Origin of the sequence: Streptomyces sp. YGL11-2 (assembly GCF_050054615.1) — a bacterium.
Taxonomy (GTDB): Bacteria; Actinomycetota; Actinomycetes; order Streptomycetales; family Streptomycetaceae; genus Streptomyces.
The window spans coordinates 30,178-53,636 of record NZ_JBNHIN010000026.1 but is presented as its reverse complement, the minus strand read 5'-3'; the positions used below and the strand labels follow the sequence as shown (position 1 = coordinate 53,636).

Here is a 23,459-nt window from a genome sequence, read left to right as displayed (position 1 = left end):
CCCCCCACCACCCCGTACGTCGCCCCGGTCACACGGCAGGAGAAATGGCTCGCCGAGGCGTGGGGCAAGGCCCTGAAGTACGACAACGTCTCGGTCGAGGACGACTTCTTCGCCTGCGGCGGCGACTCGCTCACCGCCGTCGAGCTCATCCTGACGATCAACCGTGCGTTCGCCACGCGGCTGCCGCTGCAGGTCGTCTTCGAGCGCCCGAAACTGGCCGACCTCGCCGCCCGCATCGCCGACTGCGCCCCCTGCCCGTCCTCCCGGCTGGTGCCACTGCACGACGCGGGCTCCGGACGGCCCGTCTTCTGCTGGCCGGGGCTGGGCGGCTACCCGATGAACCTGCGCCTGCTCGCACGACGGGCAGCCATGGGCCGGCCCTTCCACGGCATCCAGGCACACGGCGTCAACCCCGGCGAAGAGCCCTACCGGACCCTCCAGGAGATGGCCGCCGCCGACCTCGCCGAGATCCGGCACGTGCAGAACGAGGGCCCCTACACCCTGTGGGGCTACTCCTTCGGCGCCCGGGTCGCCTTCGAGGCCGCATGGCAGCTTGAGCAGGCCGGTCAGGCGGTGGACCAGCTGATGCTGCTCTGCCCCGGCAACCCGAAGGTCCACCATGCCAACGCCGACCGCTACGGGCGTCAGGCGTCCTACGCCAACCCGGCGTACCTGACGATCCTGTTCTCCGTCTTCACCGGGTCCATCACCGGGCGCGACCTCGACCGGTGTTTGGCGACGGTCCGCGACGAGGACGGCTTCGTCGGCTTCATCCACCGTCTGCTCCCCGCACTGGACGAGCAGTTGATCCGCCGGATCACCCGGATCGTCGCGCGGACGTACGAGTTCCAGTACAACGGGCGCGAACTGTCCGAACGGCAGCTCCACGTACGCGTCGCGCTCTTCAAGTCCACTGGTGACGACGACTCGTTCATCGAAACCTGGTCCGGCCACTCCGCCGCACCCCCGGCCGTGGTCGAACTCGACGCCGATCACTACAGCGCGCTGAGGGCCACCGGCGTCGCCGAACTCGCCTCGGCCATCCACACCCGGCTGCGCGCGTGACGCCCGTGCGGGACACCGGGATGCCACATCACGGAGCGATTCCCGGCGCGTCTTCCCGAGGGCCCTCAACCGGTCCGGAGTCCGGTCTGAGCCGAAGGGCACCGTCCGTCCGGGGTCACATGGGCAGCGAGAGCAACCGGACCGGTCCCGCCGGCCAGTGGGCACCGTCGCAAAGGGGCGTCCACATGGTCCGCAGCGGCATGACCACGGGGCCGGCGGGCTGCTCCACCCGCACCTCCCCGGGCAGCGCCTGCCAGCCGAGCCGTTCGTAGAGGGCGACGAGGGGGGCGCGGCAGAAGAGGAGCCCGTAGCGCGGGCCCAGGGTGCGCGCGTGCTCCAGCGCGCCCGCCACCACCCGCCGGGCGAGCCCCTGCCCGCGTACCCCGGCCGCCACGGCCACACCGCCGACGCCCACCACCCGTGTCTCGGCCCCGCCGATCGCTGTCGGCAGCAGCCGCAGGCCGGCGTGCGCCACCAGCCGGCCGCCGAGCCGGATGCCGAAGTGCTCCTCCTTCGGCAGCCAGGTCAGGCCGTGCTCGGCGACGCCGAAGGCATCGTCTCCGTCGCCGAGGATCTCAGCCATGTCGACGGGTGTGTAGCGGGTGAGCCGCTCCACGGGTGGCAGCGCGGAAGGGGGGTTCTCGATCATCCCCGCATGATGCGACACCTGGCGGACGGCGGCCAACCGCGGCTTTCGGAAGGGCCCTGGCACACCCGGCCGCCCCTTCGCCTCTTGTACGCGTACGGCGCGGCCGGTTCGACGTCTTGACGCTCAACTTCCCTCCACCTACGTTCACTTCAGCTCTTGGCGCCCTGGGACGACCTTCACGCCGCGATGGAGGGAAAAGGTGCGGGTATGAGTGGGCTGCGACGTCGTTCCCTGCTGGCCGCGGGGGGTACTGCGGCTACCGCCGGGCTCCTGGGCACCGGAGCCGGCCCGGCGCGCGCGCTTCCCCGGACCGCGGGGTCCGCGGCCGGCGCGAGCGTCCCGGCGCACCGCCCGGGACCGTACGACGGCGAGGTCCGCGCGCTGCTGGCGCGTATGACTCTCGAAGAGAAGCTGGGCCAGCTCCAGCAGCTTCCCTGGACGTACGAGACCGGGCCGGGCGGGCCCGGCACGAAGGTGGCCGAACAGGCGGCGCGCCGGGGGCGGTTGGGCTCGGTGCTGAACATCTTCGGGGCGCGGGCGAGCAACGCGCTGCAGAAGATCGCCGTGGAGGAGTCCCGGCTCGGCATTCCGCTGCTGTTCGGGCTGGATGTCATCCACGGTTTCTGGACGACGTTTCCGATCCCGCTCGCCCAGGCCGCCAGTTTCGATCCGCGGGTCGCGGAGCGGGACGCCGAGGTCTCGGCGAAGGAGGCCCGCTCCAACGGCGTGCACTGGACGTTCGCGCCGATGATGGATGTGACGCACGAGCCGCGCTGGGGCCGGATCGCCGAGGGCAACGGCGAGGACCCGTATCTGACGGCCGCGTTCGCCGCGGCCAAGGTCCGTGCGTATCAGGGGGCGGACCTCTCCGCCACGGACCGGATCGCCGCCTGCGCCAAGCACTTCGTGGCGTACGGGGGTGCGGAGGGCGGGCGCGACTACAACACCGTGGATGTCTCCGAGGCCCGGCTGCGGAACCTGTACCTCCCGCCGTTCAAGGCCGCGGTCGACGCCGGGGTGGCCACGGTGATGGCCTCGTTCAACACCATCGGCGGCGTCCCCGCGCACGCCGATCCGCACACCCTCACCGACATCCTGAAACGGGAATGGTCCTTCGACGGCATGGTGGTCAGCGACTGGAACGGGGTCCAGGAGCTGATCCCGCACGGCGTCGCGGAGGACGGTGCGCAGGCCGCCCGACTCGCCCTGCATGCCGGTGTGGACATGGAGATGACCAGCACCACGATGGTCACGTACGGGAAGCGGTTGGTGCGGGAGGGGAAGATCAGCGAGCAGCGGGTGGACGACGCGGTCTCGCGGATCCTGCGGCTGAAGTTCGCACTCGGGCTCTTCGCGCGTCCGTATGCGGACGAGGGGGGCGAGATCGCGGCGCCGACACCGGACGCGCGGGCGGCGGCGCGCACGGCCGCCGCCCGCTCGATGGTGCTGCTGAAGAACGAGCAGGGGGTGCTCCCGGTCGGCCGGTCCGTGGGGTCGATCGCGGTGGTGGGGCCGTTCGGCGACTCCGGTGATCTGCTGGGGACCTGGGTGATGCCGCCCGCGGCGCAGAAGTTCCCCGCCGTGACGGTCCTCGACGCCGTCCGGAAGGCCGTGCCGGGCAGCACGGTGCGCTACGAGCGGGGTGTCGCGGCGCAGGGGGACGACACCAGCGGTATCGCGGCGGCCGTGGCGGCGGCCCGCTCCGCCGGGATGACCTTCGTGGTCGTCGGTGAGCCCGCGGCGCTCAGCGGTGAGGCCGCCGCGCGGAGCGACATCGGCCTGCCGGGCGCGCAGGAGAAGCTGATCGAGGCGATCGCGCGCACCGGGAAGCCGTTCGCGGTCGTCCTCGTCAACGGGCGTCCGCTGACCGTCGGCGGCTGGCTGGACGGCGCACCCGCGGTGCTGGAGGCGTGGCACCCCGGGATCGAGGCCGGCAACGCCATCGCCGATGTGCTGTTCGGCCGGGTCAACCCGGGTGGCAAGCTGCCCGTTTCGTTCCCGCGCACGGTCGGCCAGATCCCCATCCACTACAACCACGAGAACACCGGTCGCCCTTACGACCCCGACGACAAGTTCACCTCGAAATATCTCGACCTCCCCGACGGGCCCCGGTTCCCGTTCGGCCACGGCCTGAGCTATACGACGTTCCGTACGGGGCCGCCCGCGCTGAGCCGCGACCGGATCCCGGTGAGCGCCCTGCGTGCGGGGGACACCGTGGAGGTCGCGGCGACCGTCACCAACACCGGTTCCCGGCAGGGCGACGAGGTCGTCCAGCTCTTCGTCCACGACCGGGCCGCCGCCATCGCCCAGCCGGTCCGCCGGCTGCGCGGCTTCCGGCGGGTGACGCTGGCGCCGGGCGGCAGCCGGACGGTCCAGTTCCGGCTGGGTGCCGAGGACCTGGGGTTCTGGACCCACGACCCGCACGGCGAGTTCCTGCTGGAGCCCGGCGCCATCGACATCTACGTGGGGAACAGCTCGGCCGCCGAGGGCAGGTGCACGCTGTCCCTCACCTGAGGGCGCTTCAGGCGAACTGGGCCACGTACTCGGCGAAGGGCGGAACGCCCACCTCCGCCCGGCGCTCGTCCATCCGCTCCGGCTCCTCGCACGGCCACGGAACGGGCGCGCCGTCCCGTACGCCGGCGATCTGGGTGCCGTAGACCTGCCGTCGCCCCTCGTTCACCAGCGTGCGGTCGCGCAGGAACGCCAGCTCGCGGGCGCCGGCCGCGCCCTCCGCCACCGCACCCTCCATCAGCCGCAGGGCCCGGCGCTGCACTTCGAGCTGGCGGTCGGCGTGCTGGGCGAGCAGCCAGGCACTCCGCGCGGCCTCGGCGCCGACCAGCTCGGCCGTCGGCCAGCCGTACCGGTCCATGATCTCGCCGAGCCGGTCGCCGTGCCGGGCAGTCAGTCGGCGCCAGACCAACTGGTCGGCGAAGTCGTCGCTGTTGGCGCGGTGCGCGGTCCGGTTGTCCTCCGCGGCCATGCCGACCAGTTCCACGGCCAGTGCGGCGAGTTCGTCCTCGGTGGGGCGATGGGCGGGGTCGTCGTGTGTCATACGTCCTCCAGAGATTGCGGGATCGCATCGGGTGGTCGACACCACGCTAAGGGGGCAAATCCGGCCGAAGATCGTCCTTCCGGACGGTGCCCGGAGGGGTCTCGCGCAGGGATAATGGATCTATCCCCCGGAACGATCCGACCTCTGGCGGACCGCTCCGCCCGCTCACCGACCATCCGCCGACCCGAGGAGACCGTGGGGCCATGGCCGTGGACGCGCTGGACGCGAAGATCCTCCGGCTGCTGCTGGAGCAGCCGCGCACCAGCGTGCGGGAGTACGCCCGGGTGCTCGGGGTCGCCCGGGGGACGGTGCAGGCGCGGCTGGACCGGATGGAGCGGGAAGGTGTGATCACCGCGTACGGCCCCCGGCTCTCGCCCACCGCGCTCGGGCATCCGGTGCTGGCCTTCGTGCACATCGAGGTGACGCAGGGACGCCTTGAGGAGGTCGCCGATGCGCTGGCCGGCGTGCCGCAGATCATCGAGGCGTTCTCGACGACCGGCGGCGGGGATCTGCTGACCAGGGTGGTCGCCCGGGACGCGGCGCATCTGGAGGACGTGATCCAGCGGCTGATCAGCCTGCCGGGCGTGGTGCGTACGCGGACGGAGGTGGCGCTGCGCGAGCGGGTGCCGCACCGGATGCTGCCGCTGGTGGAGACGGTGGGCACGGCCGCCGGGAAGCCGGGGACGGCGTGACGCGGAGCGTCTGACCGGGGCGGGTGCGCGGGTCGTCCGGGCGGGCGGCTTGGCATGCTGGACGGTATGAGCGCCTCCAGCGACCCCCGGCCCCCCTCCGCCGCGTCCGCCATGTCGGCCCCGCCGACCCCGGTCATCTTCGATCTGGACGGCACGCTGGTGGACAGCGAGCCGAACTACTTCGAGGCGGGGCGCCGGCTGCTGGCCGGTTACGGCGTCACGGACTTCACCTGGGAGCGGCACGCCCGCTTCATCGGGATCGGCACCCGCGAGACGCTGGAGATCCTGGTGCGCGAGTACGGCATCGACGCACCGGTCGAGGAGTTGCTGGCCGGGAAGAACCGCGCCTATCTGGAGCTGGCCCGGGCGCATACCGAAGTGTTCCCGGAGATGCGGGAGTTGGTGGCGCTGCTGGCCGCGGGTGGGCATCCGATGGCGGTGGCGTCGGGTTCGTCACGGGCCGCGATCGAGGCGGTGCTGGCCGGAACGGGGCTGGATGCGCAGCTGACCACGCTGGTGTCGGCCGAGGAGGTGCCGCGCGGCAAGCCGGAGCCCGATGTGTTCCTCGAGGCCGCGCGCCGGATGGGTGTCGCGCCCGGCGCCTGTGTTGTGCTGGAGGACGCGGCGCCCGGTGCGCTGGCGGCGCACCGGGCAGGCATGCGGTGTATCGCGGTCCCGTATGTGGCCGCGACCGCCGGGGATCCGGCCTTCGCCGGTGCCGGCCTGCTCTTCGCGGGCGGCCAGGGGGAGTTCACGGCGCGGGCCGCGTACGCGTGGCTGGGGCGGACGGAACCGGCCGCCTAACCGGGGGCCGGTCACGCGATTCCGGCCGACTTGCACTCGGCGGCGAGGTCCGGGGTGCAGAGCAGGTCCGTACGGACGACGCCGTCGTTGACGACGGTGTCCTTGAGGTTCTGCTTGGTGACCAACTGGGCGTTGAAGAGCTTGGCGGGGATACCCGACGTGCTGCTGTTCTTGGCGGTGGTCGAGGTGAGCGAGGTGATGCGCTGGCCGCGCAGCAGGCGGAAGGCGATCTCGGCGGCGGTCTGCGCCTCCGGCCGGACCTGCTTGTAAACAGTGAACGACTGGGTTCCGTTCAACAGCCTCTGCAGCGCGGGGAGTTCGGCGTCCTGACCGCCCAGCGGAATGTTCTTGAGGCCGGCCGACCTGAGTGCTTCGGCGACGCTTGTGGCCATTCCGTCATTGGCCGAGTAGACCGCGTCGATGCCCTGCGCGCCGAGGGTGTTGATGGCGTTGGTCATCTCCTTCTTGGCTGTTTCCTCGGACCATTCGGGAATGTCCTTCTCGAAGGCGATTTTGCGGACCTTGCCGTCCAGGACGGCATGTGCACCCTTTTTGAAGGACGGGGCGTTCGGGTCGGTCGGCGAACCGTTCAGCATGACGACGTTCGCGCTGGAAGCCCGGGAACCGAGTGCGGTCAGAATTCCCTCGCCCTGGAGGCGGCCTATCTTCTCGTTGTCGTAGGAGACATACGCCTTGACGTTGCCCTCGGCGAGCCGGTCATAGGCAATGACCTGCACACCCTTCTGGGCTGCCGCGTCCACCCAACTCTTGGCGGCCTGCGCGTCGACCGGGTCCAGAAGGATGACCTTGACGCCCTTGTTCACCATCGCCTCGAACTGGGTTCTTTGGGTGTCCGGGCTGGATTCGGCGTTGTGGTAGTCCAACTTGCATTCGAGACACAGCGACGCGACTCTGCTCGAAATGATCCGGCGGTCAAAATTCTCGTAGCGCGTGGATTTGCTCTCCGGAAGCAGCAGACCGATCGTGTCCTTGCCCTGATCCGCGGCCGGATGATCACTTCCGCACGCCGCCAACGGTGCGGCGAGGGAAAGCGCCACCGCACTGATGGCGACCCGGCGGCGCATTGTTGCATTCGTCACATTCGCCGCACTCATCGCCTTCATCGCCTTCATGAAAGGTACCTCCGCAAGGGGCCGCCCTGACTCGGCCCAGAACGGCTGAGTGAACGTCACTCGGGCCCGGATCGTCAAGAATCGAAGTAATAACGATATGGAAGCGAGTTCTGCGTTGAGAGTCCGAAGACGTCAGGGGACGGGCGTCGACGGGCGGTTCCCGGCCCGCTACGCCAGGTGATCTTCGTGCTGCCGCGGGGCAGGTATGAGGGCCATGACCACGGTGTGGAAGCAGACCCCGATCTCCGCCGAGGGGCGGCTGGGCCTCCCCGACGAGCACCCCGGCCGCCACGACCAGGACTATCTGCGGCGCCGCGACGTGCTGGCCGCCCGCGCCAAGGGGCATCGGGTCGGCGCGCCGTACGAGGGCGTCGACTACACCGAGGCGGAGCACCGGACCTGGCGTACGGTGCACACCGCGCTCGGCCCGGCGCACCGCGCGCACGCCTGCCGGGAGGCTCAGGACGCCGCGGAGGAGGCGGACATCCCCGCCGAGCGGATCCCGCAGCACGCGGACATCTCGCCGGGCCTGCGGGCCCGGACCGGTTTCGGGTTCACGCTGGCCGGCGGTGTGGTGGCCAACGAGCGGTTCCTGGGCGCGATGGAGCACGGCTACTTCCACGCGGTGCAGTTCGTACGCCATCCGGCCGTGCCGCTCTACACCCCCGAACCCGATGTCATCCACGACGTGTTCGGGCACGGCATTCATCTGTCGGATCCGCGCGTCGCGGAGCTGTACCGGCTCTTCGGGCGGACCGCGAACCGGGTCCGTTCCAAGGAGGCGCTGGACATTCTCAGCCGGGTCTACTGGTTCACCCTGGAATACGGTCTGCTCACCGAATCCGGTGCTCCCAAGGCTTTCGGCGCTGCGCTGCTCTCCTCCTTCGGGGAGATCGGCGCGCATGCCGTCCGGGAAGTCCGGGCACTGGACATCCGCGCCGCGGCCTCACTCCCGTACCGCATTTCCGGCTATCAGCCGGTTTTGTTCGCCGCACGGTCTTTGGCGCACCTCGAAGACACCCTGGGTGCGTTCTGCGCGGAATTCGACGAGGACACCGGGCGCCGGCTGGGAATCCCGTCAATCCCCGGCAACCGGAGATGACACCGCCCGGCTCCACGGGGAAGTGCGGCCGCTTTCCGCGGGGTTCGGGCGGCCGGCACGGGCGCGGCGGAGCAGGCGCGAGCCGCCCGCGCGGGCTCTGCCCCTGAACGGCCCGCCCCGCTCACTCCAGCACGCCGATCAGCGCGAGCGTGATGTTGTCCGGCCCGCCCGCCTCGATGGCCGCCTTCCACAGCTCGAAGGCCGCCCGGCCGCCGTCGTACGCCCGCAGCAGGGCGCCGATCTCGTCGTCCAGGACGGGGTCGGTCAGCCCGTCCGTGCACACCACATACCGGCTGCCCGCGGCGAGCGGCGCGGTCGTCACATGCGGGGTGACGGCGCAGAACCGGGTCGCGCCGCCGATCGCCTGGGTCACGAGCGAGGTGGTGCGCTGCCCCTCCCGCAGCGGCGGGCTGTCGTCCACGCTCACCTGACGCACCCCGTCCCCGTCCGCCTCCAGCACCCTGCTGTCACCGACGTTGAAGACCAGCAGCGCGTCGGGCAGGACGACGGCGCCGGCGACCGTGGTGCCCATCGCGGTCAGCGCCGGATCCCGGTCGGCCGCCGCGTACACCGCGTGATTGCACCGGACCAGGGCGTCACGCACCGCGTCCTCGCTGTCCAGGGACGGCCCCAGGGACGCCAGGTGCCGGACGGTCAGCGCACTGGCCACCTCACCGGCCGGCTGCCCTCCGATTCCGTCCGCGACCGCCACCACCAGCGGCTTGCCGAGTGGGAACACCAGCGTCTGCGGATTCTCGGTCACCGTGCCGCACAGCGTCCACGGCCCCACCACCAGGCTGTCCTCGTTGTGTTCGCGGATCAGCCCGGTGTGACTGAGCGCCGTCACCGTGATGTACCGCATCGCCGTGTCCGCCTCTCCTCGGGGCGGGGCCCGGGGGTCGCCCGCGCTCACCCCGCCGTCTGCCGCCCGCTCAGCGTGTGCCGCTGCATCAGCCGGGAGATGTCCTTGCCGGTGACGATCCCCACCAGATGCCCCGTGTCGACGACCAGGATCCGCATCCCGGTCCGCAGATTGAGCTTGTCCAGCGCCTCGGTCAGCAGATCGTCCGGGGCGGCCACCGCGCACTGGGACAGCGGCGTCGCCACGTCCCGCACCCGCAGTTCCTCCCGCTGCGGCCCGGGGATCGCGGCAAGCCGGCGGAGTTCCACGATGCCGCTCGGCCGGCCCTCGAAGTCCAGCAGCGGCACGGCGGAGTGCCCGGCCGTCACCGCCACCTCGTCGATGAAGCGCCGCACGCTCAGCCAGTCCGCACCGGTCACCACCGGACTGGACATGGCATCCGCGGCCCGCACGCCCCGCAACGCCGTCTGGAGCGCGGCATTCCGCCGCTCCGCCCCGGCGACGACCATGATGAACAGCCCGATGAACGCCAGCCACAGCCCGCCCGTGACCCCGCGCAGCAGGGAAATCCAGCCGACCGCCACCATCAGCCCGCCCATGACCTGCCCGCCGCGGGACGCCGCCAGATCCGCCCGGTCCCGGTCGCCGGTACGCCACCACAGCAGCGCCTGGACCACCCGTCCCCCGTCGAGCGGCACGGCCGGCAGCAGGTTGAACACCCCCAGGAACAGATTCGCCCACCCCAGCCACACCAGCACCACCGCGGGTACCGCCCACAGCGGGGACAGCTCGTGCAGCCCGATTCCGGCCCCCAGCGCCACGCCCCCGATCATCAGGCTGGTCAGCGGCCCGCTCACCGCCACCGCGAAGGCCGCCGCCGCCGTCTTCGGCCGGCCCATCCGCGTCATCCCGCCCAGCGCCCAGAGGGTCACGTCCTCGACCGAGATCTGCTTGCGCCGCGCGATCGCGGCATGCGCCGTCTCGTGCAGCAGCAGACTGCCGGTGAGCAGCGCCGCCCCGACGACACCGGCGAGGGCGTAGACGACGGCGGACCGCCCCGGCGTCGTCGCCGGCAGCGTCTGCCGCCCCAGCCCATACGCGAAGAGCACCACCAGCAGCGGCACGCTCCAGTGCATGCGCAGCGGCACCCCGACCACACGTCCGATACGGACCGAGCCGTTCATCACCGTCTCCTGCCGGCCCGGCACCCGGTTCGCCCGGGCAGGGCCTCGACGCCCCGCACTCCGCGAACCGCCCGGCACGGCACTCACCACAATTGTCGCTCGCGACACCGCACACGTCGGGGCGGCGACCGCCGGTCCGGCGCACGCGGCCCGCGGGTGCGCTGCCCAGGGAGCCCGCGGGGTGCGGATCTAACCTGGAAGCACGGGCGCCGCCATGGGAGGCGCGCCATCACAGGAGGCGGATCGTCATGGGGCGAAGCCACCACTTCCATCTCGACCAGGGTCACCACTCGATCACCGTGAACGTCGGCCCCGGACGGGACGGCGAGATAGAACTCCTGGTCAACGGCAAGGTCATCGCCTACCAGAAGGAGCACGGCCCGGGCATGAACCTGCTCACCGGCGAACTGCCCGACGATCCCGCCCGCCTCTTCCGCGTCCGCATCCGTGAACCCCGCCTCGTACCCGCCGCCCCGCGCTGCACGCTCGAACTCGACGGCGTGGAACACCCCATGCCGGAGCGCCCCGACCTCTGAACCCCCCGGCCCCCTGAGGTCGCGCCCGCACATGCCGCCCCCGCCTCCGTCCTCCTCCCCGTTCTCCTCTCCCCTCCCCCGTCACCCGCGCCCGCTACCTGCGCGTGGCCTCGGTCTCCACCAGCTCCTTGAAATGCTCCAGGTCGCTGCGCACGCTCCGCTCGATGGCGACCGCCTGCGCGAACCCCTTCGGACCGCCGAAGGTCTCCTTGATCGTGCCCGGGTCGTACTCGAAACGGGCCTGGAGCCGGGTGTGCTCCCGGTCGATGGGCAGCAGCGAGAAGGAACCGGCGAGATCCGGCCCGCTCCTGGTCTGCCAGGTCATCACGTTCTCCATCTCGCGGTCGACGATCTCGACCTCCAGCTCCTGCGTCGGGCCGGCGGCGTCCAGGTCCAGGTGCGTCCGCCGCTCACCGGCCGAACGGGCCTCGCGCACACCGTTCACGAACCGCGGATAGACCTCCGCGCGATGGAGGCAGTCCCACGCCTTGTCGACCGGAACACTGATGTCGATGTGTTCTTCGAGAGTGCTCATCGCACACCTCACAGCTCGTTTCACGGCTCCCCCGCTACGTATCCAGAGTCCTCCGCGCGACGCCCGGAGGCGACCCGAGTGCGCTCCGGGGCGGGGCGCTGCCGAGCGGCGCGCCGATCCGCCGCCGCTATCCCCGCGGCGCGATCGCGAGGATCGCGACATCGTCGTGGAGCGCACGGGTATGGCGCGGCAGATCGGTGTCGAGGAAGTCGATGACATCGGCGGGACCGGGAGCGGGCCGCCCCGCGAACCGGTCACCGAGCCGTTCGAGCAGGGGATAGAAGTCCCCTGCCTGATCACGGGCCTCGACCAGCCCGTCGGTGCAGAGCAGCAGCACATCGCCCGGTGCGAAGCGGTGGGTGTACGCGGTCGGGAGCTCGGCGGCCAGCCGGCCCAGCCCCAGCGGAAGGGCGGGCGGCCCGGAGAGGACGGTCACCTCACCGCCGGAGATCAACACCGGCTCGACATGCCCGTGATTGATGATCGTCACCTGGTGGGCCCCGGCGTCGTACTCGATCAGCGCCGCGGTCACGAACAGCTCGTCGTCCGGGATCTCCGCCGCCTCGCGCACCAGCCGCCGCTCCATACGGGAGGCGACCTCCAGCAGATCCCCGGGGGCGTAGACCGCCTCGCGGAAGCAGCCGAGGACATCGGCGACGGTGCGTACCGCCTGGAGCCCCTTCCCCCGGACATCGCCGATGATGGCCCGCTCGCCCGCCGGAGTGTCGTGGATGTCGTACAGGTCTCCGCCGACCGTCGTACCGACCTCACCGGAGCGGTAGAGCCCGGCGGCCAGCACCGATCCGACCCGGTGCGGCACCGGCCGCAGCAGGGTCCGCATCAGCGCCTCGGCCACCGAGTTGGCCCGCACCAGCTGCCGCCGCTGGCGCTGCCGGTGCCCGGCCAGCGCCACGCCGAGCACCCCTACGACACCGGTGGAGATATAGGCGGCGACGTAGTTGTTCCCCCATAACTCGTGGATGTTGTGCCCCGTACAGCACGGGGTCCCCGCCAGTACGGCCTCCAACCCGACGGCGCATACCGTGACGACGGCGACGCCCACCGGTCCGAAGCCGAAGGCCGCCAGCACCGGCACCGCGATCAGCAGGAAGCTCACCGCCCACTGGGTGGGCGTGACGAATTCCAGCAGCAGCACGAAGACGAAATAGGCGGGCGGCAGCCAGCGCATCCACGTGGGCACCGTCGGAACCTCGAACCCGTTGCTGTCGACCAGCCCGGTGAGCCGGTTGGCCTCACGGCCGCGGCCCCGCCGACCCATCACAGCTCGAAGATCCACTCACGCGACCTGTTCACACGGACTCCTGTCACGGACTCCTGTCACGACCGTGCTCACGGCCCTCAAGCCTGACGCCCCTGAACAGCCAACCCGACGATTACGCCATCGGCGGCATGTCACACCCGCCGCCCCGCCGCCCTTCTCATCCCTGCCCTGCTCCTCCACCACCGCGCCCGCCCGCGGATGCTGCCGGAGGGCGTACGCCGGGTCGGCGGCGCGGCGGGCCGGGAAGTCGTCGAAGGCGGTCCGGCGGCGCGGGGGCGGCGAACGAAGGCCGTCAGCCCGGTGTCCTCCCTGGCTCGGCTGGCCGGAAACCGTCTTATCGCCGGGCACCGGCGGATCTAGCGTTGACCACATGACCGGATTCGAAATCCGGTCACGGACATCGGAACGGACGCGGAGGGAGACGGTCCGTGGAACGGTCGGAGCGCGGCGAGCGCATCCTGGAAGTGGCCGCGGAGCTGTTGCTCGCCTGGGGCTACGGGCGGGTGACGATCGACGAGATCGCCCGCCGGGCCAAGGTCGGCAAGGGGACGGTCTATCTGCACTGGAAGACCAAGGACGCACTGCTGCTGACCGTCGTGCTCAAGGCCAAGTCCCGTGCCCAGCAGCGGCATTTGGCGCGGATGCGCGCCGATCCGCTGGAGGTGCTGCCGAGCCGGATGATGGGCGCCTACTACGGCGACTTCCTGGCCGAACCGGTGTTGCGCGCCCTGTACACCGACGACGTCGACGTCCTCGGCCGGCTCAACGACTCGGCGAGGAAGGAGCTCGCCGACCTCGTGGCCCTGGGCGACCGCGTCCTGCGCCGCCATCTCGAAGTGCTGCGCGAGCACGGCCTGATGTACGCGGACACCGATGTGCGGCACCAGCAGTATGCGCTGATGGCCACGGCCACCGGCTTCTTCACGGCGGAGGCGCTGCTCTTCGACCGTGCGCCGGACACCCCGGAGATACGCGGCGGGATCTTCGCCGAGTCGGTCCGGAGAATGCTGGAGACGACACCCTCCCATGACGCGGCCGCGGCCGCCGCGCCCGAAGTCATCGCGCTCTACGAGGAGTTCGAGAGGCACAGCGCGGAGGAGATGCGCCGGCAGCTGCGCGACTGAGCGCCCCTTTCCCACCGAAGGAGAAAGAGACCATGACGCAATTAGACAAGTCGCCCTTCGCCGAGCACGTCGGCAAACACCCCGGCGAGCCGAACTCCATGGACCCCGGCCTGCTCCACGACCCGTTCACCGGCTACGGCGAGCTGCGGGAGCAGGGCCCGGTCATCCGCGCCCGCTTCCTGGACGACACACCGGTGTGGTTCGTGACCCGCTTCGAGGAGGTCCGGCAGGTCCTGCGCGATCAGCGGTTCGCCAACGATCCGGCCTGCGCGCGGGGCAGTTCGGGCGAGGGATCGCCCACGTCACGGCTCATGGACATGCTGGGACTGCCCGAGGATCTGCGCGTCTATCTCGCCCGCTCGATCCTCACCATGGACGCCCCCGATCACACCCGCCTCCGGCGGCTCGTCTCGCGAGCCTTCACGGCACGGAAGATCACCGGTCTGCGGACCCGCGTCGAGGAGATCGCGGACGACCTGCTGACCCGGCTCCCCGCGCACGCCGAGGACGGCGTCGTCGACCTCATCCGGCATTTCGCCTATCCCCTGCCGATCACGGTCATCTGCGAACTGGTCGGGATTCCCGAGGAGTACCGTCCGCAATGGCGGAAATGGGGAGCCGACCTCGTCTCGCGGGAGCCGGGACAGCTCGCCGAGGCGTTCCCCGCGATGATCGACCATATCCACGAACTGATTCGGGCCCGGCGCGAAGCCCTCACCGACGACCTGCTCAGCGAACTGATCCGTACGCATGACGACGACGGCAGCCGGCTCAGCGACGTCGAGATGGTCACCCTGGTCCTGACCCTCGTCCTGGCCGGTCACGAAACCACCGCCCACCTCATAGGCAACGGCACGGCGGCGCTGCTCACCCACCCCGACCAGCTGCGCCTGCTCAAGGCCGATCCGGCTCTTCTCCCGCGCGCCGTCCACGAGTTGCTGCGCTGGTGCGGTCCGGTGCAGATGACCCAGTTGCGGTACGCCACCGAGGACGTCGAGCTGGCCGGTACGCCGATCCGGAAGGGCGACGCCGTGCAGCTCATCCTGGTGTCGGCGAATCACGATCCCCGTCACTACGCCGATCCCACGCGGCTCGATCTGACCCGCCACCCCGCGGGCCACGCGGAGAACCACGTCGGTTTCGGCCATGGCATGCACTACTGCCTGGGCGCCACACTGGCCCGCCAGGAGGGGGAGGTCGCCTTCGGCAAGCTGCTCGCCCACTATCCGGAGGTGTCGCTCGCGGTGGCGCCGGAGGAGCTGGAGCGGGTGCCGGCGCCGGGCAACTGGCGGCTGGCGTCGCTGCCGTTGCGGCTGGGCTGAGCGCGCGGTCCCCTCGCACGAGCCGGTCAGCCGCTGCCGGGGGCGCCGGCCCGTCGCGTGCTCCAGCCGTCGATCGGGACCGTACCGAGCCGGTAGCCGTGCTCGTCCAGGAGATGGCCGCTCAGCTTCATCGGCCACAGGGCGACGGCGCGGTCGCCGATGACGATGCCCGGCACCTTCTCGGTGACCCGGGTCTCCAGCCGCTGGATGTCGTCGACCGACCGCACCCACCCGATGATCAGCAGGTTGTGCCGGCCGGTGATGCCGGCGCAGAGCCGGATGTCGCTCATGCCCGCGATACCGCGGGCCGCCCGCTCGACGGTGTCCGCCGGGACACCGGCCCACAGCACGGCGGCGACCGGGCGCTTCGACAACGGGCGGGCGATCTCACAGCGGGCGTGCACGGCACCCTCGTCGAGCAGGCGCCGGGTCCGTCTGCGCACGGTGTCGACGCTCGCGCCGCAGCGCTCGGCGAGCGCGGTGTAGGGGGCTCGTCCGTCCGCGGAGAGCGCGACGATGATCCGGCGGTCCAGATCGGTCAGGGTGAGGGGGCCGGGCCGGTGGTCGCGGGACGGCTGGTCCGCGGCGAGCCGGGCGACCTGGGCGGGACGCAGCGAGCGCAGGCGCCAGCGGCTGCCCTCGGCGTAGATGGCGCCGGCCAGGTGTATCCGGCGGGCCGTGACGCCGGGCAGGGCGCCCAGCACGGTCGTGGACCAGTGCGAGAGGGTGGCCAGGTCGGTGGTCATGACGGTGAGCAGCAGGTCGCGGTCGCCGGTGACATGCTCGACGGTCGAGACCACCGGCTGCCGCGTCAACTGCTCGGCCACCTCCAGCAGTCGGCCGTTGGCGCAGTCGACCTCGACGAACGCCAGGCAGCCGTGCCCGGACACGGCCAGCGCCAGCCCGGGATAGCAGCTGATCCACGCCGCGCCCTGTTCGGTGAGCCGGCTCCAGCGGCGGGCGAGGGTGACCGCGTCCAGTCCGAGGACCCCGGCGATCCGGGCCCAGCTGGCCCGGGGGCTGATCTGCAGAGCGTGGACGAGGGACGAGTCCACCTCGTCCAGTCCGCCGAAATCCTGCACCGGGGCGTCCTCTCTGCGTTTTTCCGGCGTTCTCTGGTCGCGACGCGCGCGGCAGCTTCAGCGTAGGGGCATGCGCAGGCGGACCGCGGACGGGTGCGCAGGCCGGACCGCAGCCGGGCCGGCAGGCCAGGATCGGAGAGACGGATGTCGATAACGGGAACAACGGGCACGGAGTCGCCACTGCTGGCGGACGCCGAAGAGATCCAGGAGGAGCTCGTCGCGCTGCGGCGGGCCCTGCACCGGGAGCCCGAGCTGGGGCTGGAGCTGCCCCGTACGCAGGAGCGGGTCCTCGCGGCGCTGGACGGCCTGCCGCTGGAGATCACCCTCGGCAAGGGGCTCAGCTCGGTGACCGCGGTGCTGCGCGGCGGCAAACCGGGAGGAGCGGTGCTGCTGCGGGCGGACATGGACGCGCTGCCGGTGCAGGAGGCGTCCGGTGTCGCATACGCCTCGCAGCTGGCCGGGCGGATGCACGCATGTGGCCACGACCTGCACACGGCCGGCCTGGTGGGGGCCGCCAGGCTGCTCTCCGAGCGGCGGGCGCAGCTCCGGGGCGATGTGGTGTTCATGTTCCAGCCCGGCGAGGAGGGGCACAACGGGGCCGCCGAGATGATCGCGGAGGGCGTGCTGGAGGCGGCCGGGAAGCCGCTGGACGCCGCGTACGCGCTCCATGTCGCCGCCAACCAGGTGCCGCAGGGCATGGTGGCCAGCCGCCCCGGCACGGTGATGACCGCGTCGGATGTGCTGAAGGTGACGGTACGGGGACGCGGCGGCCATGGTTCGGCCCCGCACTCCGCGCTCGACCCGGTGCCGGTGGCCTGCGAGATGGTGACAGCCATCCAGGGCTGGACCTCCCGCACCTTCGACATCTTCGACCCGGTGGTGGTCTCCGTGGGCAGTCTGCACGCCGGGGCGCAGCACAACGTCATTCCGGAGACCGCCGTCTTGGAGGCGACCGTCCGCAGCTACTCGGCGGCCAACCAGGAGCGGCTGGCCGAGGGGCTGCCGCGGCTGGTACGCGGGATCGCCGCGGCGCACGGCCTGGAGGCCGAGGTCGACTACCAGGTGATGTATCCGGTCACCGTCAACGAGCCGGCAGAGACCGCGTTCGCGCTGGAGGCGGCACGGGAGCTGCTCGGCGACGCACACGTCTGGCTCGCCCCGCGGCCGCACAGCGGCTCGGAGGACTTCTCGCTCGTACTGGCGCAGGTGCCCGGTGCGATGCTGCTGGTGGGCGCCGTCCCCGAGGGAACCGATCCCGCGACGGCTCCGATGAACCACTCCCCCGAGGCGGTGTTCGACGACGCCGTGCTGGCTCGGCAGGCCGCACTGCTGGCGACGTTGGCGGCACAACGCCTGGACCGCGGAACACTCGCCACGCAGTAGCGCCCACCCGGCACCGCGAGCCCACCGGACACCGCACGGAACGCACAGCGCCGGGCCGCGGCCCACCCGCGGCCCGTCCCGTAAATCGGCTGGCGCGGGCGCTCTCCGGTACCGAGGATCACCGCATGGCTATCAAGGACCCGTTCCTCACCACAGCCCGCCTCACCCTGCGCCCCTTCGCCGACACGGAGGCCGACCTGGACCTCGTCGTGGCACTCGACAGCGATCCGGAGGTGATGCGGTACATCACCGGAGGCCGGCCGATGACACGGGCCGAGATCCGCGCCGAGTCCTTCGCGCGGATGCTGCACGGCGGTTTCTGGGCGACCCATCTGCGGGAGACCGGCGAGTTCCTCGGCTGGCACTGCCTCCGCCCCGACACGGACGGCGGCCCGACGGCCTCCGCCGACCTCGGCTACCGGCTGCGGAAGGCGGCGTGGGGCAGGGGATTCGCCACGGAGGGGGCGCTCGCCCTGATAGCGAAGGGGTTCGGTGAGCTGGACCACGACCGGATCACCGCCAACACCATGTCCGTGAACACCGGCTCGCGCCGTGTCATGGAGAAGTGCGGCCTCACCTTCGCCCGCACCTACCACGAGGAGTGGCCCTACCCGGTCGCGGGCGATGAGCACGGGGACGTGGAGTACGTACTGACCCGCGAGGAGTGGTCGGCCCGCCGGCAGGCCGGGTAGGGCCTGTCCGATGGGTCGGGGTCGGACAGTCCTGGCCCTACGAGTCCCCCAGGGCAGCCCCTCGGCGGCCCCACTGCGCCGCTGACCACCGATCGCCACCGAATCACCACCCATCACCACCGGTTACGGTCGCAACACGCGCGCGCGACACCATGGAGGCATGAGGACGATGACGCCCACGACGGCCGCGCGGCCCCCGACGCCCGCGCGGAGCGACCCCGTCCTCGTCTACGACGGCGACTGCGGCTTCTGCACCACCGCGGTGGCCTTCGCCGAACGGCACCTCCGCCCCCGCTGCCGGGTCACGGCGTGGCAGTTCGCGGATCTGGCGGCGCTCGGGATCACCGAGCAGCGGTCGGAGTACGAAGTGCTCTGGGTCACTCCGACGGGAACCGTGTACGGCGGCGCCCAGGCCGTCGCCAGGCTTCTGCTGCGCACCGGCGGCCCATGGGCCGTCGTGGGCGCCGTACTCACCCTGCCTCCGGTGCGCTGGCTCGCCCACGGCACCTACCGGCTCATCGCCCGCAACCGCCACCGTATGCCCGGCGGCACACCGGCCTGCGCCCTGCCCTCCAACAACAGGCCCGCTCCCCCGAGTTGACCGCCCACGGCCCCGCCCCACCGACGCCCCGGACGACCGGCTACCGGCTACCGGCGAGGCTTCCCCCGCTTGCCGCCGCCTCCCTTGGAGCCACCGGCCCCCCGCCGCGCACCCCCGGCCGCCCTGCCCGCCGGCTTACCGACCGACTTGCCCGTCGCCTTCCCGGTCGACCTGCCGCCTGTGGGCTTGCGCCCCCCACCGCTCTTTTCGGGGCGCTTGTCCTTCTGCTCCGCCGGTGCGGCCGGGCGGCGGCCTCGGGTGCTGTTGACCGTCCGCCCGCGGACGATCCCGATGAAGTCCTCCACCAGATCGGTGGTCCCGTCCTCCCGCCACGACAGCGCGACCCGCGATTCCGGGGTACCCGTGACCGGCCGGTAGGTGAGGTCCCGCCGGTGGTGCAGGCGGGCGAGCGACTGCGGGACGACCAGCAGTCCCACCCCCGCCGCCACCAGCTCGATGGCGTCCGCCGTCGTGGCGGGCCGCTCGATCGCCGGCCGGCCCGGCGGACGCTCCCAGTCGAGCGTGTCGTCGAGGGGGTGCAGCACGATGTCGTCGGCGAGATCCTCGGCGGTTACCTCGGCTGCCGCGGCCACGAGGTGGTCCTTCGGGACCACGACCACCGTCGTCTCGGTGTAGAGGGGGATGGCGCTGAGGTCCGTCCGGTCGGTCGGCAACCGCAGCAGACCCGCGTCGGCACCCCCGTCCCGCAGCGCATCGGCCGCTTCGGCGGCGGACACCTGCACGAGATGCAGCGGGACGTCGGGCAGGCGCTCGTTCCAGATCCGCACCCACTTGGCGGGCGTCACTCCCGGGACATACGCGAGCCGGAACGAAGGGGATGCTTCCGAGCCTGTCACCCCGCCAGGTTACCGGCCGTGGTCAGCGACCGCGCACACGCTCGATACCCTGGGCAGCATGAAGTCGCACCAGACCGCCCAGACGATGAAGCCCGCCACCGCGGCGAAGAAGCTGGGTGTGTACCTCGAAGCCACCCCCGCCGAGTTCCGGGACGGCGTCGTCTCGCGTACCGAGCTCAACGCGCTCCAGGCGGATCCGCCCGAGTGGCTGCGGGAGCTGCGACGCAACGGCCCGCACCCCCGGCCGGTGGTCGCGGCGAAGCTGGGCGTCTCCATCTCCGGGCTCGCCCGCGGCGGGATCACCGAGGCCCTCACCACGGAGCAGATCGACGCCCTGAAGGCGGACGACCCCGAGTGGCTCCAGAAGGAGCGCGCCACCCAGGCCGAGGTCCGCAAGGAAGCCTCGCGCATCAAGGAGAAGAACAAGAAGAAGGACGCGTAACGAGCCGACGCGTCCCCCTGAGCCCGGCCGGGCCCCACCGACCGCACGGCCGGCCTCACCCGCTGTAACCAACCGCAACACCGAAGCCGACACCCCGCCCCACGCCAGCCCCCCCTCCCGTTTCCTCCCCCGCCTCCTCCCACCCACCCCCAATTGGTCCACACCTATTGACCATAGGTATGGACCAACTTACGGTGTGGCGCATCACCACCCGCTCCGGGACGAGGCCGGCCCCGGCCATCCGCCGAACTCCCGTATCTCACAACCCTCGTGACGTCCCGTCACGATGTGAAGGGAGCACCGCGTGATCGGTCGTCGGACAGCGCGCCTACTGAGGATCGGCCTGGCAGCGGCCTGCGTCCTGCCCCTGCTGGGCGTCGCGAGCCCGAGCGCTCCCCGGAACGACACCTGCGCCACGAAGGCGCGCCCTTCCGGCAAGGTCCTCCAAGGGTATTGGGAGAACTGGGACGGCGCGGCGAACGGCGTCCACCCGCCCTTCGGCTGGACCCCGATCACCGACGCCCGTATCCGCGATCACGGATACAACGTCCTCAACGCCGCGTTCCCCGTCATCCGCTCGGACGGCACGGCCCTGTGGGAGGACGGGATGGACGCCACGGTCAAGGTGCCGACCCCGGCCGAGATGTGCCAGGCCAAGAGCGACGGCAGCACGCTTCTGATGTCCATCGGCGGCGCCTCGGCCGGCATCGACCTCAACTCCACTGCCGTGGCCGACCGTTTCGTGGAAACCATCGTGCCGATCCTGAAGAAGTACAACTTCGACGGGATCGACATCGACATCGAAACCGGCCTCACCGGCAGCGGGAACATCAACCAGCCGTCCCCCTCCCAGACCAACCTCATACGCATCATCGACGGCGTCCTCGCCCAGATGCCCCCGGGCTTCGGCCTGACGATGGCCCCCGAGACGGCCTATGTCACCGGCGGCAGCGTCACCTACGGATCGATCTGGGGCGCATACCTGCCCATCATCAAGAAGTACGCGGACAACGGCCGCCTCTGGTGGCTGAACATGCAGTACTACAACGGCAGCATGTACGGCTGCTCGGGCGACTCGTACCAGGCCGGCACGGTCGAGGGCTTCACCGCGCAGACGACCTGCCTCGACAAGGGCCTGACCGTCCAGGGCACCACGATCAGGGTCCCCTACGACCAGCAGGTCCCAGGTCTCCCCGCCCAACCAGGCGCCGGCGGCGGCTACATGACCCCGAACCTGGTCACCCAGGCATGGAACACCTACAACAGCGGCTTGAAGGGCCTGATGACCTGGTCCCTCAACTGGGACGGCTCCAAGAACTGGACCTTCGGCGACAACGTCAAAGCTCTGCAGGGACGTTGAGCACTGGCGTTGAGCGCTCGCGGCGCGGTCGACCCCCGTCACCCGAGTGCGGCACCGCCGCAGCGCCCTAACCGCAGAAACGCAACCGCAACCGCCGAGGCGAGTTGTCGACGTTCGTGCCCGCGAAACCCCGTCAAGACAACCCCACCGTAGCTGACTGCGCACTTCCGGCTTCAGGGTCAGGACTGGCCGCCCTGCCCTGGACGGCAGTCGTGGTCTCGGCCCAGTTGTTCGGGTGAGCCTGGGATCACCAATGAGGTGTCCGGCAGTGGCGGGGCGCCCCAACGCTTCACCTGGTGGCGCCACCGCCGAAAGAGAGCCCCGCCGTTGTCCTGGCACGGCCGGGGGCCTTCGCTGCGTCACGGCTACCTCAGGCAGGGCCGCCCTGCCGTGCGAGCCACCTGGTCAGCGACCCGAATCCGGAACCTCACGCGGGGCGGACGCAGCCTGGTCTCCGGGCCGGGATACCCAGCCGACGGTGGCAGCCAGGGTACGCAGGACGGTCGCGCCGGCGAGCACGACCGAGGAGACCGGCCGTCCCATCCATCGCGTCAGATCGCCTCGCAGGTCGGGATCGAGCTCGACGGTCACCCGGATGTATCTGCTCTTCAGCCTGGCGACTTTGGCGGAGCGGGGTGCCGAGACATCCTGCTCGCGCAGCAATGCGGCGCGGTAGCTCTCCTTGCGCTGGCTCATGCCTCACCCTGACGCTTAATCAGTTCCTCCGCGAAATCCATGTACGCCGAACTCTTGGCCTGGACCGGGCTCCCGAAAGACTGGGAGTAGAGGTCGAGCCGCGCGATCTGGGTGTCCAGCACCTCGAAACCCCGCTCGGTGAGTGCCTCGCGAGCGTCCGCATCGGGCCCGGTGCGCGTGGCATCGGGACGGTTGGTGCGATTGAGCAGGACCGCCGAGCGGGCCGGCTCCGCACGCAGGGACTGCACGTCCGCCATCTCGCCACGGATGGGTGCCATCCGGTCCAGTTCGATGGGTGCGGGGGTCACGGGCACGATCCACTCGCCGGCGTACCTCATGATGCTGCGGGCGATGCGGGGATGGTCCTCCAGCTGGGGCGCGTCGAGCACGACGGCCTGCCGGTTGCCCAGGAAGTCGTTCACGCGACGGTGGACGTCCCCCACCGGCAGGGCGATCACCGGAAACGGAAAGCCACTGGCCAGCTCGCTCCAGCGCAGCGCGGAAGCGGCCGGGTCACCGTCGACCAGCAGCGGCGACATACCCGACTCATGAAGCGCGTGGGCCAGCCACACAGCACTCGTCGTCTTTCCGACGCCGGGCTTGAGGTTCACAAACGCACAGCTCAATGGCACGAGAACTGACAATAACGGGCGTGATCGTCCAGTTTCGGTCGGCACGAGGGCGCGGCCTCGTGGTTCACCCGCAAGCAGTGAGAAACGTCGGACACCCGGTTGTGGTCGCAGCCGACCGTGTGCACCGCCGGGTGCCCATTCTTGCCCCCTCACTGGATGGCATTCGGCCCCCGCCCATCTGTTTGCCTTCCAGCTGTCGCACGGCGTCATACCCCGCCTGGGCTGGACCGGCACGGACAACCCCGTGCTTTGCCACCGATGCGACTCCCACGGCTGCACCAACCCCGCTCACCTGAGGCTGGGCGTCTCGGCCGAGAACCGCACCGAGTGGGCACAACGACACCGCGACCCCGGCGGCCCGTCGCAGACCTC

The 23,459-nt window shown here is 71.0% G+C and carries 24 protein-coding genes; 13 read left to right on the top strand and 11 right to left on the bottom strand.

Annotated features, from left to right (window positions below; translation table 11 throughout):
* Positions 1 to 1,065, top strand: a 1,065-nt coding sequence (locus ACO1BR_RS26645; protein ID WP_426797630.1) for a thioesterase domain-containing protein, incomplete at its 5' end; no start/stop codon positions are given.
* Between the two features lie 115 nt (positions 1,066 to 1,180).
* Here the strand turns inward: ACO1BR_RS26645 and ACO1BR_RS26640 are convergent.
* Positions 1,181 to 1,714, bottom strand: coding sequence for a GNAT family N-acetyltransferase (locus ACO1BR_RS26640; RefSeq protein WP_426797629.1), 534 nt, complete (start codon positions 1,712 to 1,714; stop codon positions 1,181 to 1,183).
* 207 nt (positions 1,715 to 1,921) lie between these two features.
* Here ACO1BR_RS26640 and bglX point away from each other — a divergent pair, with 207 nt between their 5' ends.
* The gene (gene bglX / locus ACO1BR_RS26635; RefSeq protein WP_426797628.1) at positions 1,922 to 4,228 is read left to right on the top strand and encodes a beta-glucosidase BglX; all 2,307 of its coding nucleotides are present in this window, start codon (positions 1,922 to 1,924) and stop codon (positions 4,226 to 4,228) included.
* Positions 4,229 to 4,235: 7 nt separating this feature from the next.
* Here bglX and ACO1BR_RS26630 read toward each other — a convergent pair whose 3' ends face one another.
* Entirely contained in the window at positions 4,236 to 4,766 is a 531-nt protein-coding gene (locus tag ACO1BR_RS26630; protein WP_426797627.1) for a DUF6624 domain-containing protein, read from the bottom strand.
* A 203-nt stretch (positions 4,767 to 4,969) separates the two neighbouring features.
* On the opposite strand from ACO1BR_RS26630, the gene ACO1BR_RS26625 reads away from it, so the two are divergent.
* Together ACO1BR_RS26625 and ACO1BR_RS26620 are read left to right on the top strand one after the other, a co-directional pair.
* Positions 4,970 to 5,458 carry an Lrp/AsnC family transcriptional regulator gene (locus ACO1BR_RS26625; protein WP_426797626.1) on the top strand — a complete coding sequence of 163 codons (489 nt, stop codon included), beginning with the start codon at positions 4,970 to 4,972 and terminating at the stop codon, positions 5,456 to 5,458.
* Positions 5,459 to 5,569: 111 nt separating this feature from the next.
* Complete coding sequence (locus tag ACO1BR_RS26620; RefSeq protein ID WP_426797695.1) at positions 5,570 to 6,262, top strand: HAD family hydrolase; 693 nt, start codon at positions 5,570 to 5,572, stop codon at positions 6,260 to 6,262.
* Between the two features lie 11 nt (positions 6,263 to 6,273).
* On the opposite strand, the gene ACO1BR_RS26615 is transcribed toward ACO1BR_RS26620, so the two are convergent.
* Positions 6,274 to 7,347, bottom strand: a complete 1,074-nt coding sequence (locus tag ACO1BR_RS26615; protein WP_426797694.1) for a sugar ABC transporter substrate-binding protein — start codon at positions 7,345 to 7,347, stop codon at positions 6,274 to 6,276.
* Positions 7,348 to 7,609: 262 nt separating this feature from the next.
* Between ACO1BR_RS26615 and ACO1BR_RS26610 the strand changes: the two genes are divergently transcribed.
* Positions 7,610 to 8,497, top strand: coding sequence for a phenylalanine 4-monooxygenase (locus ACO1BR_RS26610; RefSeq protein ID WP_426797625.1), 888 nt, complete (start codon positions 7,610 to 7,612; stop codon positions 8,495 to 8,497).
* A 121-nt stretch (positions 8,498 to 8,618) separates the two neighbouring features.
* On the opposite strand, the gene ACO1BR_RS26605 is transcribed toward ACO1BR_RS26610, so the two are convergent.
* Positions 8,619 to 9,359, bottom strand: coding sequence for a PP2C family protein-serine/threonine phosphatase (locus ACO1BR_RS26605; protein ID WP_426797624.1), 741 nt, complete (start codon positions 9,357 to 9,359; stop codon positions 8,619 to 8,621).
* 47 nt (positions 9,360 to 9,406) lie between these two features.
* A complete protein-coding gene (locus ACO1BR_RS26600) occupies positions 9,407 to 10,543 on the bottom strand; it encodes a site-2 protease family protein (RefSeq protein ID WP_426797623.1) in 1,137 nt (378 codons plus the stop codon).
* A 248-nt stretch (positions 10,544 to 10,791) separates the two neighbouring features.
* Here ACO1BR_RS26600 and ACO1BR_RS26595 point away from each other — a divergent pair, with 248 nt between their 5' ends.
* On the top strand, positions 10,792 to 11,079 hold the full coding sequence (locus ACO1BR_RS26595; protein WP_426797622.1) for a hypothetical protein: 288 nt from the start codon (positions 10,792 to 10,794) through the stop codon (positions 11,077 to 11,079).
* A gap of 94 nt (positions 11,080 to 11,173) precedes the next feature.
* Here ACO1BR_RS26595 and ACO1BR_RS26590 read toward each other — a convergent pair whose 3' ends face one another.
* Both ACO1BR_RS26590 and ACO1BR_RS26585 read right to left on the bottom strand, forming a co-directional pair.
* Positions 11,174 to 11,614, bottom strand: a complete 441-nt coding sequence (locus ACO1BR_RS26590; protein WP_426797621.1) for an SRPBCC family protein — start codon at positions 11,612 to 11,614, stop codon at positions 11,174 to 11,176.
* A gap of 127 nt (positions 11,615 to 11,741) precedes the next feature.
* Complete coding sequence (locus ACO1BR_RS26585; RefSeq protein WP_426797620.1) at positions 11,742 to 12,911, bottom strand: PP2C family protein-serine/threonine phosphatase; 1,170 nt, start codon at positions 12,909 to 12,911, stop codon at positions 11,742 to 11,744.
* A gap of 413 nt (positions 12,912 to 13,324) precedes the next feature.
* Here ACO1BR_RS26585 and ACO1BR_RS26580 point away from each other — a divergent pair, with 413 nt between their 5' ends.
* Both ACO1BR_RS26580 and ACO1BR_RS26575 read left to right on the top strand, forming a co-directional pair.
* Positions 13,325 to 14,020 carry a TetR/AcrR family transcriptional regulator gene (locus ACO1BR_RS26580; protein WP_426797619.1) on the top strand — a complete coding sequence of 232 codons (696 nt, stop codon included), beginning with the start codon at positions 13,325 to 13,327 and terminating at the stop codon, positions 14,018 to 14,020.
* 32 nt (positions 14,021 to 14,052) lie between these two features.
* Complete coding sequence (locus ACO1BR_RS26575) at positions 14,053 to 15,342, top strand: cytochrome P450 family protein (protein ID WP_426797618.1); 1,290 nt, start codon at positions 14,053 to 14,055, stop codon at positions 15,340 to 15,342.
* Between the two features lie 26 nt (positions 15,343 to 15,368).
* Here ACO1BR_RS26575 and ACO1BR_RS26570 read toward each other — a convergent pair whose 3' ends face one another.
* Complete coding sequence (locus ACO1BR_RS26570; RefSeq protein ID WP_426797617.1) at positions 15,369 to 16,424, bottom strand: Lrp/AsnC family transcriptional regulator; 1,056 nt, start codon at positions 16,422 to 16,424, stop codon at positions 15,369 to 15,371.
* A gap of 144 nt (positions 16,425 to 16,568) precedes the next feature.
* On the opposite strand from ACO1BR_RS26570, the gene ACO1BR_RS26565 reads away from it, so the two are divergent.
* The 3 genes from ACO1BR_RS26565 to ACO1BR_RS26555 all read left to right on the top strand — a co-directional run bounded on the left by ACO1BR_RS26565 (position 16,569) and on the right by ACO1BR_RS26555 (position 19,100).
* Positions 16,569 to 17,807, top strand: a complete 1,239-nt coding sequence (locus ACO1BR_RS26565; protein ID WP_426797616.1) for a M20 metallopeptidase family protein — start codon at positions 16,569 to 16,571, stop codon at positions 17,805 to 17,807.
* A 125-nt stretch (positions 17,808 to 17,932) separates the two neighbouring features.
* A complete protein-coding gene (locus tag ACO1BR_RS26560; RefSeq protein ID WP_426797615.1) occupies positions 17,933 to 18,499 on the top strand; it encodes a GNAT family N-acetyltransferase in 567 nt (188 codons plus the stop codon).
* Between the two features lie 160 nt (positions 18,500 to 18,659).
* Positions 18,660 to 19,100, top strand: coding sequence for a thiol-disulfide oxidoreductase DCC family protein (locus ACO1BR_RS26555; RefSeq protein WP_426797614.1), 441 nt, complete (start codon positions 18,660 to 18,662; stop codon positions 19,098 to 19,100).
* 47 nt (positions 19,101 to 19,147) lie between these two features.
* Here the strand turns inward: ACO1BR_RS26555 and ACO1BR_RS26550 are convergent, their stop codons facing one another.
* Positions 19,148 to 19,957 carry a LysR family substrate-binding domain-containing protein gene (locus tag ACO1BR_RS26550; RefSeq protein WP_426797613.1) on the bottom strand — a complete coding sequence of 270 codons (810 nt, stop codon included), beginning with the start codon at positions 19,955 to 19,957 and terminating at the stop codon, positions 19,148 to 19,150.
* A 58-nt stretch (positions 19,958 to 20,015) separates the two neighbouring features.
* Between ACO1BR_RS26550 and ACO1BR_RS26545 the strand changes: the two genes are divergently transcribed.
* Both ACO1BR_RS26545 and ACO1BR_RS26540 read left to right on the top strand, forming a co-directional pair.
* Positions 20,016 to 20,399, top strand: a complete 384-nt coding sequence (locus tag ACO1BR_RS26545) for a DUF5997 family protein (RefSeq protein ID WP_426797612.1) — start codon at positions 20,016 to 20,018, stop codon at positions 20,397 to 20,399.
* Between the two features lie 307 nt (positions 20,400 to 20,706).
* Positions 20,707 to 21,759 (top strand): chitinase, encoded by a 1,053-nt coding sequence (locus ACO1BR_RS26540; RefSeq protein ID WP_426797693.1) that lies wholly within the window; start codon positions 20,707 to 20,709, stop codon positions 21,757 to 21,759.
* Positions 21,760 to 22,164: 405 nt separating this feature from the next.
* Here the strand turns inward: ACO1BR_RS26540 and ACO1BR_RS26535 are convergent, their stop codons facing one another.
* Both ACO1BR_RS26535 and ACO1BR_RS26530 read right to left on the bottom strand, forming a co-directional pair.
* Positions 22,165 to 22,455, bottom strand: coding sequence for a hypothetical protein (locus ACO1BR_RS26535; protein WP_426797611.1), 291 nt, complete (start codon positions 22,453 to 22,455; stop codon positions 22,165 to 22,167).
* On the bottom strand, positions 22,452 to 23,297 hold the full coding sequence (locus ACO1BR_RS26530; protein WP_426797610.1) for an AAA family ATPase: 846 nt from the start codon (positions 23,295 to 23,297) through the stop codon (positions 22,452 to 22,454). The genes ACO1BR_RS26535 and ACO1BR_RS26530 overlap by 4 nt, the downstream gene beginning before the upstream one ends.
* Between the last annotated feature and the right edge of the window lie 162 nt (positions 23,298 to 23,459).